This window comes from Arthrobacter pascens (assembly GCF_030815585.1).
GTDB lineage: Bacteria > Actinomycetota > Actinomycetes > Actinomycetales > Micrococcaceae > Arthrobacter > Arthrobacter pascens_A.
Window position 1 is genome coordinate 2,882,487 of the sequence record NZ_JAUSWY010000001.1, and the last position, 14,447, is coordinate 2,896,933.

At 64.7% G+C, this 14,447-nt stretch carries 14 protein-coding genes, 1 tRNA gene and 1 pseudogene; 5 read left to right on the forward strand and 11 right to left on the reverse strand.

From position 1 onward, the window contains the following. Positions 1–149 precede the first annotated feature (149 nt). The 4 genes and pseudogenes from QFZ30_RS13380 to QFZ30_RS13395 all read left to right on the forward strand — a co-directional run bounded on the left by QFZ30_RS13380 (position 150) and on the right by QFZ30_RS13395 (position 3,954). Positions 150–1,374 (forward strand): annotated as a pseudogene (locus QFZ30_RS13380) (sensor histidine kinase). Positions 1,375–1,413: 39 nt separating this feature from the next. Continuing rightward, the gene (locus QFZ30_RS13385) at positions 1,414–2,133 is read left to right on the forward strand and encodes a LytR/AlgR family response regulator transcription factor (protein WP_307076959.1); all 720 of its coding nucleotides are present in this window, start codon (positions 1,414–1,416) and stop codon (positions 2,131–2,133) included. Beyond that, positions 2,130–2,480 (forward strand): hypothetical protein, encoded by a 351-nt coding sequence (locus QFZ30_RS13390; protein WP_307076961.1) that lies wholly within the window; start codon positions 2,130–2,132, stop codon positions 2,478–2,480. Before QFZ30_RS13385 ends, QFZ30_RS13390 begins: the two co-directional genes overlap by 4 nt. Positions 2,481–2,487: 7 nt before the next feature. Beyond that, positions 2,488–3,954: a sodium/solute symporter gene (locus QFZ30_RS13395; protein ID WP_307076963.1), complete on the forward strand. Its 1,467-nt coding sequence runs from the start codon at positions 2,488–2,490 to the stop codon at positions 3,952–3,954. A gap of 40 nt (positions 3,955–3,994) precedes the next feature. Here the strand turns inward: QFZ30_RS13395 and QFZ30_RS13400 are convergent, their stop codons facing one another. The 6 genes from QFZ30_RS13400 to rpsB form a co-directional block, all read right to left on the reverse strand. Next, positions 3,995–4,579 carry a DivIVA domain-containing protein gene (locus tag QFZ30_RS13400; protein WP_307076965.1) on the reverse strand — a complete coding sequence of 195 codons (585 nt, stop codon included), beginning with the start codon at positions 4,577–4,579 and terminating at the stop codon, positions 3,995–3,997. Between the two features lie 87 nt (positions 4,580–4,666). Then, on the reverse strand, positions 4,667–5,590 hold the full coding sequence (locus tag QFZ30_RS13405) for a phosphatidate cytidylyltransferase (protein ID WP_307076967.1): 924 nt from the start codon (positions 5,588–5,590) through the stop codon (positions 4,667–4,669). After that, positions 5,590–6,147: a ribosome recycling factor gene (frr, locus tag QFZ30_RS13410; RefSeq protein ID WP_307076969.1), complete on the reverse strand. Its 558-nt coding sequence runs from the start codon at positions 6,145–6,147 to the stop codon at positions 5,590–5,592. The genes QFZ30_RS13405 and frr overlap by 1 nt, the downstream gene beginning before the upstream one ends. Positions 6,148–6,281: 134 nt before the next feature. Further along, on the reverse strand, positions 6,282–7,019 hold the full coding sequence (pyrH, locus tag QFZ30_RS13415; RefSeq protein WP_307076970.1) for a UMP kinase: 738 nt from the start codon (positions 7,017–7,019) through the stop codon (positions 6,282–6,284). 126 nt (positions 7,020–7,145) lie between these two features. Next, on the reverse strand, positions 7,146–7,982 hold the full coding sequence (gene tsf / locus QFZ30_RS13420) for a translation elongation factor Ts (RefSeq protein WP_307076972.1): 837 nt from the start codon (positions 7,980–7,982) through the stop codon (positions 7,146–7,148). 127 nt (positions 7,983–8,109) lie between these two features. Then, a complete protein-coding gene (gene rpsB / locus QFZ30_RS13425) occupies positions 8,110–9,027 on the reverse strand; it encodes a 30S ribosomal protein S2 (RefSeq protein WP_307076974.1) in 918 nt (305 codons plus the stop codon). A 403-nt stretch (positions 9,028–9,430) separates the two neighbouring features. On the opposite strand from rpsB, the gene QFZ30_RS13430 reads away from it, so the two are divergent. Continuing rightward, on the forward strand, positions 9,431–10,000 hold the full coding sequence (locus QFZ30_RS13430; protein ID WP_307076976.1) for a M23 family metallopeptidase: 570 nt from the start codon (positions 9,431–9,433) through the stop codon (positions 9,998–10,000). 34 nt (positions 10,001–10,034) lie between these two features. Here the strand turns inward: QFZ30_RS13430 and QFZ30_RS13435 are convergent, their stop codons facing one another. The 5 genes from QFZ30_RS13435 to QFZ30_RS13455 all read right to left on the reverse strand — a co-directional run bounded on the left by QFZ30_RS13435 (position 10,035) and on the right by QFZ30_RS13455 (position 14,385). Beyond that, positions 10,035–11,225, reverse strand: a complete 1,191-nt coding sequence (locus tag QFZ30_RS13435; protein ID WP_307076978.1) for an acyl-CoA dehydrogenase family protein — start codon at positions 11,223–11,225, stop codon at positions 10,035–10,037. 169 nt (positions 11,226–11,394) lie between these two features. Continuing rightward, positions 11,395–11,468, reverse strand: a tRNA-Ile gene (locus QFZ30_RS13440). A 79-nt stretch (positions 11,469–11,547) separates the two neighbouring features. Further along, positions 11,548–12,744 (reverse strand): glycosyltransferase, encoded by a 1,197-nt coding sequence (locus QFZ30_RS13445; protein ID WP_307076980.1) that lies wholly within the window; start codon positions 12,742–12,744, stop codon positions 11,548–11,550. A gap of 109 nt (positions 12,745–12,853) precedes the next feature. Then, a complete protein-coding gene (locus QFZ30_RS13450; RefSeq protein ID WP_307076981.1) occupies positions 12,854–13,762 on the reverse strand; it encodes a DMT family transporter in 909 nt (302 codons plus the stop codon). Next, positions 13,762–14,385 (reverse strand): CDP-alcohol phosphatidyltransferase family protein, encoded by a 624-nt coding sequence (locus QFZ30_RS13455; protein WP_307076983.1) that lies wholly within the window; start codon positions 14,383–14,385, stop codon positions 13,762–13,764. Before QFZ30_RS13455 ends, QFZ30_RS13450 begins: the two co-directional genes overlap by 1 nt. Between the last annotated feature and the right edge of the window lie 62 nt (positions 14,386–14,447).

A 14,447-nucleotide genomic window follows, 5' to 3' on the forward strand; every position in this document is an offset into this window, starting at 1 on the left:
CTGGTTCACACCGGCTGAACAGAGCCCTGCCCATGTGACTGCTATCACTATGCGTGGTGGCGTGCGCTGCACGCCAGAGCCAGCGCGGGAACGGTCGCTCAACGGTCTCGATGCTGCGGCAAACGGCACGCGCCGCTACGCTGGGCACCATGCCGGACTCCCCGCTCCTGACCGCCGCCGCCGTCGCCGTGATCGCCTTGGCGATTGCCGTCGTCGTCGGCGTGGGACTCAAGGTGCTGCGGTCCTTCCGCGAGCTGGGCACCGATGCTGAACGCGCAACCTACAACACCCTGCATGCCGCGTCCCGCGCGGGCCAGCACCTGCGAACGGGACTGAACCAGGCGGGCGCCGCGAAAGCGAGCCGGCAACTGCGGAACCTGCTCGGCTGTGATGCGCTGGCCATCACTGACACCGCGGACGTACTGGCGTGGGACGGGTCCGCGGAGGAACTGAAACCGCTGCTGATGGGCCTCGCCGCGGACGTGCTGGTCGGCGGCAGGACCACCGTGCTGCAGCCGGGGGGATCTCGTTCCCGGCGGCGAAGGCGGACGCGGCCGGGCCGCGGAGGGACGGCATGCCGCCGCCATGGCCGCGGTCATCGCGCCGGTGCGGGCCGGCTCGCGCGTGGTAGGGGTTGTAGCGGCATTTGCCCCGTCAGCGGGTGCGGGGCTGGTCCGGGCCACCAGCGAAGTGGCAGACTGGGTGGCCGTCCAGGTGGAACTGGCTGAACTGGACGCGTCCCGCACCCTGTTGATGGAAGCAGAGGTACGTGCCCTCCGGGCCCAGATCAGCCCGCACTTCATCTACAACTCGCTCAACGCCATCGCCTCGTTCATCAACACGGATCCGGTGCGTGCCCGCGAACTGGTGGTCGAGTTCGCCGACTTCACGAGGTATTCGTTCCGGCGCCACGGCGATTTCACCACGCTGGCCGAAGAGCTCCGCTGCATCGACCGGTACCTGCTGCTCGAGCGCGCCCGCTTCGGCGACAGGGTGCAGGTCAGCCTGCAGATCGCACCGGAAGTCCTAAGCACTGTGATCCCCTTCCTGAGCCTGCAGCCCCTTGTGGAGAACGCTGTCCGGCATGGGCTGGAGGCCAAGGAAGGCCCCGGCCATATCAGCATTACCGCCAACGACTCGGGTGCCTTCGCGGAAGTGACCATCGAGGACGACGGCGTGGGCATGGACCCTGTCCAGCTCCAGTCAATGCTGGCCGGCCACAGCGACGGCGACCATGTGGGACTGCGGAACGTGGACGCCAGGCTCCGGCAGGTCTACGGGGACGAACACGGGCTGGTGATCGAGACAGCCCCTGGCGAAGGAACCCTGATCACCATGCGGGTGCCCAAGTCCCAGCCGGGCCACGACGCCTGAGCTCTGTCCGGCTAACGCAACGCAGCTAATGTAGGAACCATGATTAATGTCCTCGTCGCCGACGACGAGCTGCCTGCCGTGGAGGAACTGGCCTACCTCCTGGGCAGGGACGACCGGATCGGCATCATCCACCGGGCGTCCTCCGGCAGCGAGGCCCTGCGCGCCCTCAGCACGGAAACCGTGGATGCAGTCTTCCTGGACATCCACATGCCGGCGGTGTCCGGCCTGGATATTGCACGCGCCATTGCCCGCAGCAGCCACCCGCCGGCCGTCGTGTTCGTGACGGCGGACGAGGAATGCGCCCTGGAAGCCTTCGAGCTCGCCGCGGTGGACTACCTGCTCAAGCCCGTACGTGCCGAGCGGCTGGCCCGTTCCGTGGGCCGGATCAGCGAACTGCTGCGCGATGGCGGACCGGCTCCTGAGATGATCACCGTGGACCAGGGCGGCACCACCCGGATGATCAGGCGCGACGACGTCACGTACGTCCAGGCGCAGGGTGACTACGCGAGACTGCACACGGCGGATGCCAGCTACCTCATCAGGGTCCCGCTGGCCGATCTGGAGCAGCAGTGGGCCGAGGCCGGCTTTATCCGCACGCACCGGTCCTACCTGGTGGCCCTGAAGCATGTCACCTCCATGAAACTGGCGGCGGACAAGCCCAGCGTCACGGTGGCTGGGGCCAGCCTGCCCATCAGCCGCCGCCACCTGCCCACGGTCCGGGAGAAGCTGGAAGCCACCCGCATCCGGCCACAGGCATGACACGCGTGCGGGTCACGGCCCCGCGGTCCCCGGCCAGGCCGGCCAGGGACACGCGCGAGGCAGCCGAGGAATCGGAAGTAGGCCAGGTCTTCGTCCGGTCCCTCATCCGCTCCCAGCTTCGATTGGCCCTGGTGGTGGCCGGCGGGTTCCTGCTGATCCTGGGCGCGTTCCCGCTGCTACTTGCGGCCGTCCCCGGCCTTGCGGAGACCCGGGTGGCGGGCATCCCCTTCGACTGGCTGCTGATCGGCGCGGGCATCTACCCGGTGATCGGCCTGAGCGCATGGCTGTTCATCCGGACTGCAACGCGGAACGAGGCCAGGTACCGCGACCTGGCCGAGGACCAGTGAGCCGGCCGTGAATCCAGCAGTAGCCATTGTGGCGCTCACGGTAGTTTCGCTGGCCACGGCGGTGATCGGCTTCTACGGCCTCAGGATTTCCCGCACCACCGGAGACTTTTATGTGGCCTCCCGGACGGTGCGGCCGTGGTGGAACGCCTCCGCGATCGGCGGCGAGTATCTGTCCGCGGCAAGCTTCCTGGGCGTGGCGGGACTCATCCTGCTTTCGGGCACGGATGCGCTCTGGTTCCCGGTGGGCTACACCGCCGGATACCTGATGCTGCTGCTTTTTGTCGCCGCCCCGCTGCGACGGTCCGGCGCCTACACCATCCCGGACTTCACCGAGGCCCGGCTGGACTCGCTTGCCGTCCGCAGGGTGACCAGCCTGGTGGTGGTTGTGGTGGGATGGCTGTACATCGTCCCGCAGCTCCACGGTGCCGCGCTGACAATCAGGATCACCACCGGTCTGCCGTCCTGGGTGGGATCTGTCGCCGTGGTTGTGGTGGTCTGCCTGTCAGTGGTGGCCGGCGGCATGCGTTCCATCACCTTTGTCCAGGCCTTCCAATACTGGCTCAAGCTCACCGCCCTCGCCGTGCCCCTCATCTTCATCGCGTTTGTCCTGGCGGGCAACGGGACTCCCGCCGTGGCCCAGGCCGCCGTCAATCCCACCGGCCTCGCACCTGCCGGACCGTACCAGAACATCTCGCTGCTCGTGGCGCTGCTCTTCGGGACGCTGGGGCTGCCGCATGTCCTGGTGCGCTTCTACACCAACCCTGACGGGCAGTCGGCGCGCCGGACCACCCTCATCGTGCTGGGGCTCCTCTCCGTCTTTTACCTGTTCCCCACCGCTTACGGGCTGGCTGGCCGGCTGTTCGCCCCGGACGTTGCCCGCTCGGGGCAGGCCGATGCCGTGGTGCTGCTGCTGCCTGGGCAGCTGGTCGGCGGAACCGCCGGCGATCTGCTGTCTGCCCTCGTGGTCGGCGGCGCTTTTGCCGCCTTCCTGTCCACCACCTCGGGCCTGGTGGTTTCCCTGGCCGGTGTGATCAGCCAGGACGTCCTCGGTGGAAGCGTCCGGGGATTCCGGCTGGCCGCCGTGATCTCGGCAGTGGTCCCGTTGGGTTTCTCCTTCATGACGGACTCGCTGGCCCTGGCAGGCAGCGTGGGCTTGGTGTTCGCCTTCACGGCCTCCACTGTCTGCCCGGTGCTCCTGCTGGGAATCTGGTGGCGGGGGCTCACGGACGCCGGCGCCATTGCCGGGATGGTAACCGGCGGCATGCTGTGCGGCGGAGCCATGATTTATGGTGCGGCCGCGGGAGCCGCCGGCACCCCGTTCTGGCTGGCCCAGCCGGCAGCCTGGACCGTGCCCGCCGCCTTTGCCGTGATGGTGCTCGTATCGCGCGCCACAAGGGGGCGGGTGCCCAGGACCATGTCCCGGGTCATGACCCGCCTGCATACTCCAGAAAGGCCGTTGGTTACGGAACGTTGAGGTCTGTCCGTCAGGGCCGCTGCGGAGCAGTTCAGCCGATTCAGTCGATGGCGGCCATCAGTTCAACCACGCGGTCCAGGAATGCATCAACCTGGCTTTCCTCGTACCCGTCCTTGCCTGCCGCGGGCCGGAAGACTGCCCGGCGGACGTTGTCCACGCTGAGCGGCTTGTCCTCTTCCAGGTAGCCGATGAGGTCGCGGCAGAGGTTGTCCACGTCCAGGGTGTTGTAACTGCGGGTCTTGTTCTTGGCCGGGCGCCGGAAGCGCTCACCGTCCGGCCTGTGCAGCCGGCCCCGGAGGATCCCGGACAGGCGGCCGATCTCGCGGAGCCACGCTTCCTCGCCGCCGGCAGCAATCAGTTCGTCCCGCTCGCGGCGCGCGAAAGCGTCTTCGAGCCTGTCCAGGGCGGCATCCACCACGGCGGCCGAGTACCCACCCTTGACGGGGTCAAAGGAGACGGCACGGACGTCGCCGCTCTTGATGCCGTGGACCGCCGTCTTTGGTGATTCCAGCGAGACCCGGGCCCGCTGGAGAAATTGGTCCACCTGCTTGGCGTTGTAGCCGTACTCGTTTCGCTGCACGCGTTCAAATGACGCGGGAATCTGCCGTTGAAAATCCACTGCCACTATGTTTCCTTCAATGCTCTTCAGCCGGATCGGTTTCGCACCAGTCTATTGGGGTTGCCGGAGTTCTTGGGTGCCGGGCAGGTCTGGTCATGCTCCTGCGACCAGCCCGTAGAGGACAAACGCCACCGGCGACGCGAAGACTATGGAGTCCAGCCGGTCCATCACCCCTCCGTGGCCCGGGAGAATGCTGCTCATGTCCTTGATCCCCAGCTCACGCTTGACCATGGACTCGGCGAGGTCACCGGCAGTGGATGCGGCAACGAGGCCTACGGCCAGGACCACGCCCACCCACCAGGGTTTGCCAAGCAGGAAGATGCTGGCGAGGACGCCGATCAGGATGGCGCCGGCAATGGATCCGGCGAATCCCTCCCAGGACTTCTTGGGGCTGATCTTCGGCGCCATGGGGTGCTTGCCCAGCGACGCGCCCACCAGGTAGCCGAAGGTGTCGTTGGAAACCACCAGCAGGAGCATGACCGCAACCTGCCAGGCACCGTGGGGCACGGTGCCGCCCGGCCAGAGGCCCACAGTCGTGACGCCGCCTGATGCATGCAGCGGCAAGGCGGCGAAACTGATGAAGAACGGGACCCAGCCCAGGGTGAAGACGCCGGCAAAAATGCTGTTGGCCGATCCGGCCGCACTTTCGATCGAACGCCACAGGAGCACCGCTACGCAACTCAGGAGCATGGCAAAGAGGAGGCTTTCAATCCCGCCGAAGTAGGCCGCGAAAGGCATGGCCACGGTACCGGTCATCACCGGCACAATGGGCATCCTGGTCCCGTTCGCCTCGAGGGCACGGAAGATCTCCCACACCCCGAAGACGGCAAAGGTGGTGGTCACTGCAACGAAGCCGAGCGGCAGGAAGATCAATCCGCCCAGGACGGCGAAGAGCATCGCCAACCCCACCACGGTGGCCGCCGGAAGGTTCCGCCCGGCCTTCGGCGTCGGGTTCCTCCGGGGCTGTTTCCCCTTCGTGCGCGCCCGTTGTGCGGGGGCCTGCTCTGCCTGGCTCATCAGACTTCGAGCAGCTCTGCTTCCTTGCGCTTGAGCAGCTCGTCGATGCCGTCCACGTGGGATTTGGTCAGGGCGTCGAGTTCCTTTTCGGCACGGCTGCCCTCGTCCTCGCCGGCTTCGCCGTCCTTGACCAGCTTGTCCAACGTTTCCTTGGCCTTGCGACGGATGTTGCGGATGGACACCTTGGCGTCCTCACCCTTGGTTTTAACGATCTTGACGTATTCCTTGCGGCGTTCCTGGGTCAGGTCCGGGATGGTGATCCGGATGACGTTGCCGTCGTTGGACGGGTTGGCGCCTACCTCGGAGTCGCTCAGGGCACGCTCGATGTCCCGCAGGGCAGTCTTGTCGAACGGGGTGATGAGGATGGTGCGGGCGTCCGGAATGGCGAAGGACGCGAGCTGCTGCAGCGGTGTGGGCGAGCCGTAGTAGTCCACCAGCACTTTGTTGTAGAGGCCGGGATTGGCCCGCCCCGTACGGATCGAGGCGAAGTCTTCCTTGGCTACCTCAACAGCCTTGTCCATCTTGTCTTCGGCTTCGAGCAAGGTATCTTCGATCACGGTCTCTCCTCAGAAGTTGGTGCAGTCCGGGATGCCGGGTCCATGCACGATCTTGGTTCAGTGTTCCTGGATCAAGTCCCCGTTCCATCCGTTGTCCGGCCAGGGGGAACTGTCCTAAAACATCCTAGCTGCAGCTAGGGTGTCACCAGTGTGCCCAGCTTTTCGCCGAGGATGGCACGGGTGACATTGCCTTCGCCTTCCATTCCAAAGACCACCATCGAGAGGTTGTTGTCCTTGCACATGGTCATTGCGGTCTGGTCCATGACTCTGATGTCGCGGCGTAGGGCATCGTCGTAGCTCAGGGTCTCCAGCTTCTCGGCGGCGGCGTCCTTCTTGGGGTCTGCGGTGTACACGCCATCCACGCCGCTCTTGGCCATCAGAACAAGATCCGCGTGTACTTCCAAGGCCCGCTGGGCCGCCACGGTGTCAGTGGAGAAGTACGGGAGACCGGCGCCGGCACCGAAGATGACCACGCGGCCCTTTTCCATGTGCCGGATGGCCCGGCGCGGAATATACGCTTCCGCGACCTGCCCCATGGTGATGGCGCTCTGGACCCGCGTTTCAACGCCGGCCTGCTCCAGGAAGTCCTGCAGGGCCAGGCAGTTCATGACGGTACCGAGCATGCCCATGTAGTCTGCGCGGGAGCGGTCCATGCCGCTTTGCGACAGTTCGGCGCCGCGGAAGAAGTTACCGCCGCCCACCACGATCGCCACCTCGACGTCGGGGACTGCTGCCGCGATCTGCTTGGCGACGCCGCGGACGGTATCGGGGTCCACGCCCAGCTTGCCGCCGCCGAAGACCTCACCGGACAGCTTCAGGAGGACGCGGCGCCTGCTCTTCTCTGGCTGGACTGAAGTGTTGACGGCTTCCATGGTGCCTTCCCGTTGGTGAACTCTGAGCTAGGTTATCGTGCTGGGCGGCCAAAGGTCTCATCTGACATTTAGCCCGTGCATGCAAAAGGGGCGGCCACCGAAGTGGCCACCCCCTTGCAGATTCGACTAGGAGCCGACGCGGAAACGCGTGAAGGCAGTTGCCTTGACGCCTGCCTCTTCGAGGACCTGCGCCACGGACTTCTTGGCGTCCTTGGCGAACGCCTGGTCAACCAGGACCTCGCCCTTGTAGAAGCCCGTCACTCGGCCTTCCACAATCTTGCTGAGGGCAGCTTCGGGCTTGCCTTCAGCCTTGGCCGTCTCTTCGGCGATACGGCGCTCGGACTCGACCAGCTCGGACGGAACGTCTTCGCGGGTCAGGTAGTTCGGGGCCATGGCTGCAACGTGGACGGCAACGTCGTGGGCTGCTGTGACAGCCGCTTCGCCTGCACCGTCAACTGCAAACAGCACGCCGACCTGGGCCGGGAGGTCCTTGGAGGTCTTGTGCAGGTAAGCGTCAACCGTGCCGCCCTCGATGCGGGAGATCCGGCGGACAACTACCTTTTCGCCCAGGACAGCGCCCTCTTCGACGACGACCTCGGACAGCGGCTTGCCGTCAACTTCGACGGCCAGGAGGGTGTCGAGGTCGGCAGCGCCGGACTCCACAGCCACGGCCAGGACCTTGTCGGCCAGCTGGATGAACTTGTCGGCCTTAGCCACGAAGTCAGTCTCGCAGTTGACCTCGATCATCACGCCGACGCCGTTGTTGACCTTGGCAGCAACCAGGCCCTCGGCGGTGGAGCGGCCTTCGCGCTTCGTAGCGCCCTTCAGGCCCTTGATGCGGATGATCTCGATGGCCTTCTCGGCGTCACCGTTGGCTTCGTCAAGAGCCTTCTTGACATCCATCATGCCGGCGCCGGTGCGCTCGCGCAGAGCCTTGATATCAGCGGCAGTGTAGTTCGCCATGTGAACCCCTCTGTCTAGAAAATGTATGTGGTGTACGGACCGACAGGACAGCGGCTCACCGGGTGAGCCGCCATCCTGTCAGGTGCCGGGGCGCTGCAAGCAGCGCCCCGGGATCCAGATTTACTTTTTACTTGTCGGCGTCGGCGTCGGCCGAAGCCTCAGCAGCCGGGGCTTCCTCGGCGACCGGGGCAGCTTCTTCGGCTGCCGGGGCAGCAACAGCTGCAGCCGTGGCTTCCTCGGCGACCGGAGCAGCAACAGCTGCAGCAGCCTCTTCAGCCTTGCTGCCTTCGAGGAGCTCGCGCTCCCATTCGGCCAGCGGCTCTTCCGGAGCTTCGGTGGTGCCGGTTGCACGCTGGTTGCGGGCGATGAGGCCCTCAGCAACAGCGTCAGCAACAACGCGGGTCAGCAGGTTCACGGAGCGGATGGCGTCGTCGTTGCCCGGGATCGGGAAGTCGACTTCATCGGGATCGCAGTTGGTGTCCAGGATGGCAACAACCGGGATGTTCAGCTTCTTGGCCTCGTCAACTGCGAGGTGTTCCTTCTTGGTGTCCACGATCCAGAGCACAGAAGGTGCCTTGGTCAGGTTGCGGATACCGCCAAGGTTGGTCTCGAGCTTGGTGAGTTCACGGCGAAGGAGCAGCAGCTCCTTCTTCGTGTACGCGGAACCGGCGACGTCGTCGAAGTCGATCTCTTCCAGTTCCTTCATGCGCTGGATGCGCTTGGAAACGGTCTGGAAGTTCGTCAGCATACCGCCGAGCCAGCGCTGGTTCACGTAGGGCTGGCCAACGCGGGTTGCCTGCTCAGCAATGGATTCCTGGGCCTGCTTCTTGGTGCCGACGAAGAGTACGGTGCCGCCGTGTGCAACGGTCGCCTTCACGAACTCGTAGGCGCGGTCGATATAGGACAGCGACTGCTGAAGGTCAATAATGTAGATGCCGTTGCGCTCCGTGAAGATGAATCGCTTCATCTTCGGGTTCCAACGGCGGGTCTGGTGTCCAAAGTGGACGCCGCTGTCAAGCAGCTGGCGCATAGTTACGACGGGCATGCCGGCGCTCCTTCCGGCAGGTCATTCATGAGAAAGCCCGAAGGCCCTCTTACCCTGCCAATAGTTGACGGTTATTTAGCTTGGCCCAAGGCGGGCCGTGCTCCTGGCATCCATTGCGCTTCTCAGCAGGCCCGAAGGCCTGACCGCGAGAGGCACAATCCTCCTCAAACGAAGCCGATGGCTTCGGAGTTGGAGGGCTGGATGCGCGTAGTCAGCCGCCGCTCCCCCGCACTTCTGAATGAGACGTGCTGACGCGAAATGCGTTGAGGGCACAGCAAACTGCTCCACCAAGTGTACTACAGGCACCCCCTCCCTACGGACAGCTTCACCGCTGCCGGGAGGGTTTTCCACATAACGCGGCCGGGCGTTCCCGGAGCCCCGTCAGGCGCGGCATGCTGGGCAGATGAAAGCACCGGCCCTCCTCGCAGCGCTCCTTCTGCTCCCGGCGTCCGTAGCGCCCTCCGGGGAAGCCGTTTCGGCCGGACCGGTTGCCTTGAAGACGGCTGCCTCCTCCCCGGCGGCAACCACAGGCGCGGGACCGGCAGCGCCCCGCCCCTCGTGGGACTGGCCGCTCTTCCCCAGGCCCGAGGTGCTGCGCGCTTTTGATCCGCCGGACAGGCCGTGGATGAGCGGCCACCGCGGAGTGGACCTTGGGGCAACGCACGACGGCGTTCCGGTCACTTCCCCGGAGGCAGGCACCGTCAGCTTTGTGGGCGTGGTGGTTGACCGGCCGGTGATCACGATCGATCACGGGAACGGCCTGAGGAGCAGTTTTGAGCCCGTCGAGAGCGACCTGGCTGCCGGGACCGTGGTGGCGAAAGGCTACGCAATCGGCACCCTGCTTCCAGGCCACTGCGGATCCCTCGCCTGTGTTCATTGGGGCGTCAGGCGTGGAGACGAGTATGTCAATCCGCTGGAGTTCGTGGTGGACCTCCGCCCGTCCATCCTCCTGCCCCTGACCGGGCCGCCTTAGCCGAGGCCTGTGACACGGATGCAGGGGGGGGCGGCTAAACGATGGCCGATATCCCGGTGATGGCGCGCCCCGTCACCAGGGTGTTTACCTCATGGGTTCCTTCGTAGGAGTAGATGGCTTCCGCGTCGGCGAAGATCTTGGCCATCTCGAAGTCGGTCACAATGCCGTTTCCACCCAGGAGGCTGCGGCCGATCGCCACACTTTCGCGCATCCGGGCCGTGGTGAAGGCCTTGGCCAGGGCCGACTGTTCATCCTTCGCCTCGCCGGCGTCCTCCAGCTGGGAAAGCCGGACCATCATGCCCATGGAGCTGACAGCATTGCCCAAAATCTGTACCAGCTGGCTCTGGACCAGCTGGAAGGACGCCAACGGACGGCCGAACTGGTGCCTTTCAACAGCATAGCGGCGGGCCACATCAAAGGCTGCCAGCTGCTGCCCCACCGCCTGCCAGGCAACGGCCAGTCGCGTGACCTTAAGGACCTTGTTGGTGTCGCGGAAGCTGTTGGCGTTGGCGAGCTTGAAGAAGTCGGGAACCACCACGTTATCCAGGACGATGTCCGCGTTCTGGACCGTGCGAAGTGATATCTTGTTTTCGATTTTCGTGGCGCTGAAGCCTTGAAGTGCCGTGTCCACCATGAAGCCCTTGACCTGGTTATCGGCGAGGTCCCGCGCGTAGACAACCACCCAGTCGGAGAACGTGGCGTTGCCGATCCACCGCTTGGCGCCATTGAGGACCCACGTATCCCCGTCCCGCTGCGCTGTGGTGCGCGAACCTCCGGCAACATCGGAACCGCCCAGGGGCTCGGTCAGGCCGAAGGCGCCGATCTTCTTCAGGGAGTAGATGTCCGGAAGCCAGGCTTCCTGCTGCTCCTGCGAGGCAAGCGCCTCGATAGAGCCGGTGAACAGGCCGTCGTGGACACCCATGAAAGTGGCGATGGAAGTGTCCGCACGGGTTGCCTCTGCATGGACCAGACCGGCGAAGAGGTTGGAATGGCCCTGCCGCCTGACCGGGCTGACCAGGTCGATCTCGGCAAGCTTGGGAATGAGCTCCATAGGAAACTCACCGCGGTTCCAGCAATCCACGGCAATCGGCCGCACTTCGCGGGCCAGGAACCCGCGGATCTCCGCGAGCCGGTCCTGCTCCTTCCCGGTGAGCAGCTGCTCAAAGGAGAAAAAGTCACCATCGGCGTACGGAAGGTTGTTGATGTCAACGGCGTCTTTGGACATGGTTCCCTCGCAAAGGATCGGCAGTGGCCGGGCGGGCCCGGCCTCAGCGGCAGCGGTAAGTTACTGGTGAGTAACTTACCGCAATTCGTCGCTGGAACCAAAAAAGAAACCGCGGCCGACGCTCCACGCCGGCCACGGTTTCTCTGTCCTTCAAGGTCTGGTACTTCGGTAGGGCTACTCGGACTTGAACCGAGGACCTTAGGATTATGAGTCCCGCGCTCTAACCAGCTGAGCTATAGCCCCGTGCCCCCGCCACAACGTGGTCCGGGAAGGACTTCGGTTTCAGCAGGGCAAAAACACTCTAGCAAACCGCGGATTGCCTTTAGACCACCTTGTCCTCGAAACCGGCTCCCCGGTAGAGATCCTCGAAGGTCTGAAGCGTCCCCTGCATGCTGTGCGGCTCCACCATCCGGCGGCTGGCCTTGCCCATGGCCGCAAGCTCCGCCGGCGGCAACTCCAGGATCCGGGTGATCTTTGCGGCAAGGTCGTCGCTGTCATTGGGCGTGAACAGGTATCCGTTTTCGCCATCCCGCACGAGGTGCGGCAGGGCCATGGCGTCTGCCAGCAGCACCGGCGTCGAAGCGGACATGGCTTCAAGCGTGACCAAGGACTGCAGCTCGGCGGTTCCCGGCATGCAGAACAGGTCCGCCTTGATGTAGGTCTCGCGGAGCTCGTCATCACTGGCAAGCCCGAGGAACTTCACCCGGTCTCCGAGCCCCAGCCTGTCCACCAACGCTTCAAGGGTCTGGCGCACCTCCCCTCCGCCCACAATTTCGAGGTGGACGTTCAGCTCTGTGGGCGTCTTTGATACCGCCTTGATCAGCACGTCCACGTGCTTTTCCTCGGCGAGGCGTCCCACAAACACCACGGTGGGGTGCGGGTGGCGTGCGATGACCTCCCCCGGCTTCAATTCATAGGCGGAAGAGTCGATGCCGTTGGACAGCGGGAGCACCTTGCGCAGGAAAGCGTGCCGGTGCATGGCCTTGGCCGCCAGCGGCGTCGGTGTGGTGACGACGTCGGCCTTACCCATGACCTTCCCCATGTCCTTCCACGAGATCCGGCCGATGATGTCCTTGAACCATTGCGGGAACGGCAGGAAGGGGTTCAGGTTCTCCGGCATGAAGTGGTTGGTGGCCACAATCCTGATGCCCCGCTTCGCGGCTTCATACAGGACATGCTCGCCGATCATGTAGTGACTCTGAATGTGCACTACGTCCGGCTGGATGCGGTCGAACAGCAGCTTGATTTCCTTCTTGATTTCCCATGGAAAGCAGATGCGGAAGTACTCGTGCGTGAACACGCCGTGCGAGCGCAGCCGGTGCACGGTGGCCTCGGAACGGAACTCCGTGAAGCTCTTGCCGTTGTCCGCACGGCAGGCCAGCACGTGCACGTTGTGCCCGCGCCCGGTCATTCCCTTGGCCAGGCGATAGCCGAAGGTGGCGGCTCCGTTGATGTGGGGCGGATAAGTGTCCGCGGCAATCAGGATGGTCAGGGATCGCTGGTCAGCGGGCGTTGTCACGTGGAGAGCTCCTGATGGTCACGGCGCGGCAGCTGACGCTGACAGCACCGATTGGCCGCTGGCACGGTGGTGCCGGGCCTCTTAGTGAAAATCGGTTGGTGGATATCGGCTAGTGGGACGCCCTTCCCGCGGCCTTCCTCGCATCCTTCTTGCGCTTGGTGACCTCGGGATGGTGTCTGGAAAGGGCGATCACCCCAACGATAGCAAGGGAAGCCGCCGTCCCCATGGAAATGGCCGTCACGGCGTGGACGTCCGGCCGGAGTTCACCCAGGATGACGATGCCGATCGCGATGCCCACGATTGGATCGATGACGGTGAGCCCGGCAATGACCAGGTCCGGCGGTCCACCGGAATAGGCGTTCTGCACAAACCAGGAACCAAGCCCGCCGGCGGCGGCGATGGCAACCACGGAATACCACTGGACATTGAGCAGCGCCAGCCCGTTCGGGTCCAGCAGGTGCTTGCCGATGATCCGCGTCAGGACGGCCACAAAGCCGAAGAGGACACCGGCCCCGAGGATGTAGATGAACGCACTCATCCGATGCCTGAACATGGCCGCCAGCGTGCCGAAGAGGCCAACGGCCAGGGCCAGCAGCAGCACGATGGTGAGCTCGTCCTCCTGGCTGACGTGGTGGTTCTCCTGCGTCGCGTTAACTGCCAGAAGCACAAAGAGAGCCGATCCTGTGACACAGGCGGCGATGGCCACCACTGTGGCCCTGTTGATGGTCAGGTCCTGGTCCCGTGCGTTGACCACTGTGGTGATGACCAGGGCGATGGCACCGATGGGCTGCACAACCGTCAGCGGTGCCGACACCAACGCGACGGCGTTCAAGCCCATTCCGGTACACAGCAGCAGCAGGCCCAGCATCCAGCGCGGGTTCCGGAGCAGGCGGAGGAAGCCGTTGGAGCTCAGGGCAAGCCCGCCGGTATCGGCCTTGACTGCGCTTCCCTGGCGCTGCGCCCCGACGGCGAGAAAGAACGCGCCAAGCACAGCAAGCACAACAGCCACCCACACCATCAGCTGGTGCCGCCGTCGGGATGTGACTGCATTCTGCCCTTCCGCAGGATGGCCCAGAAATAGTTGTAGGCTGCGATCCAGTGACCGGCCAGGCCAAGTCCCAGCACTGTCCAGGCCGCAACGTACAGTGCATCGGCTGACGGCACATCCAGCCGGGACAGGACCAGCAGTGGTGTCCCCAGGAGCAGGAGCCCGGTGCGGATCTTCCCGATCCGGCTGACGGGCAGGTCGGGGTGGCCGTGGAAGTAGGACAGCGTCAGGACCAGGAGCACAGCGTCCGGGATCACCAGTGCGGCCAGGTACAGCCAGTGGACGACGCCGGCGATCACCAAGGTGACAGCGACTGCAATCAGTGCCAGCCGGTCCGCAATGGGATCCATGACCCGGCCCAGCTTGGTGGCCTGGTCGAAGCGGCGGGCCACGTAGCCGTCAATCCAGTCCGTGCTGGCCATGACTGCCAGCACCAGGACCGCGAAGCCGTATTCCTTCTGCACGAGGACCAGCCAGATGAAGAGCGGCACCCCCATAAAGCGCAGCACGGTGAGCACGTTGGGGACGGTGAGGACAAGGTCATGATCGACCTGCGGGCGGCCCGGACGGGAGCCAGCGCCGATAAACCTCATCCCGTCCCCCTTTCCTTCCCGCGCGGCCCGTATGGGCGTAAGTTTTCTGTTGTGAATCCGCC

Excerpts from the sequence above, each read along its gene's own strand:
- QFZ30_RS13385 (WP_307076959.1), top strand. The coding sequence starts at position 1,414 with ATGATTAATGTCCTCGTCGCCGACGACGAGCTGCCTGCCGTGGAGGAA.
- QFZ30_RS13390 (WP_307076961.1), top strand. The coding sequence starts at position 2,130 with ATGACACGCGTGCGGGTCACGGCCCCGCGGTCCCCGGCCAGGCCGGCC.
- QFZ30_RS13405 (WP_307076967.1), bottom strand. The coding sequence starts at position 5,590 with ATGAGCCAGGCAGAGCAGGCCCCCGCACAACGGGCGCGCACGAAGGGG.
- pyrH (WP_307076970.1), bottom strand. The coding sequence starts at position 7,019 with ATGGAAGCCGTCAACACTTCAGTCCAGCCAGAGAAGAGCAGGCGCCGC.
- tsf (WP_307076972.1), bottom strand. The coding sequence starts at position 7,982 with ATGGCGAACTACACTGCCGCTGATATCAAGGCTCTGCGCGAGCGCACC.
- rpsB (WP_307076974.1), bottom strand. The coding sequence starts at position 9,027 with ATGCCCGTCGTAACTATGCGCCAGCTGCTTGACAGCGGCGTCCACTTT.
- QFZ30_RS13430 (WP_307076976.1), top strand. The coding sequence starts at position 9,431 with ATGAAAGCACCGGCCCTCCTCGCAGCGCTCCTTCTGCTCCCGGCGTCC.
- QFZ30_RS13435 (WP_307076978.1), bottom strand. The coding sequence starts at position 11,225 with ATGTCCAAAGACGCCGTTGACATCAACAACCTTCCGTACGCCGATGGT.
- QFZ30_RS13450 (WP_307076981.1), bottom strand. The coding sequence starts at position 13,762 with ATGGTGTGGGTGGCTGTTGTGCTTGCTGTGCTTGGCGCGTTCTTTCTC.
- QFZ30_RS13455 (WP_307076983.1), bottom strand. The coding sequence starts at position 14,385 with ATGAGGTTTATCGGCGCTGGCTCCCGTCCGGGCCGCCCGCAGGTCGAT.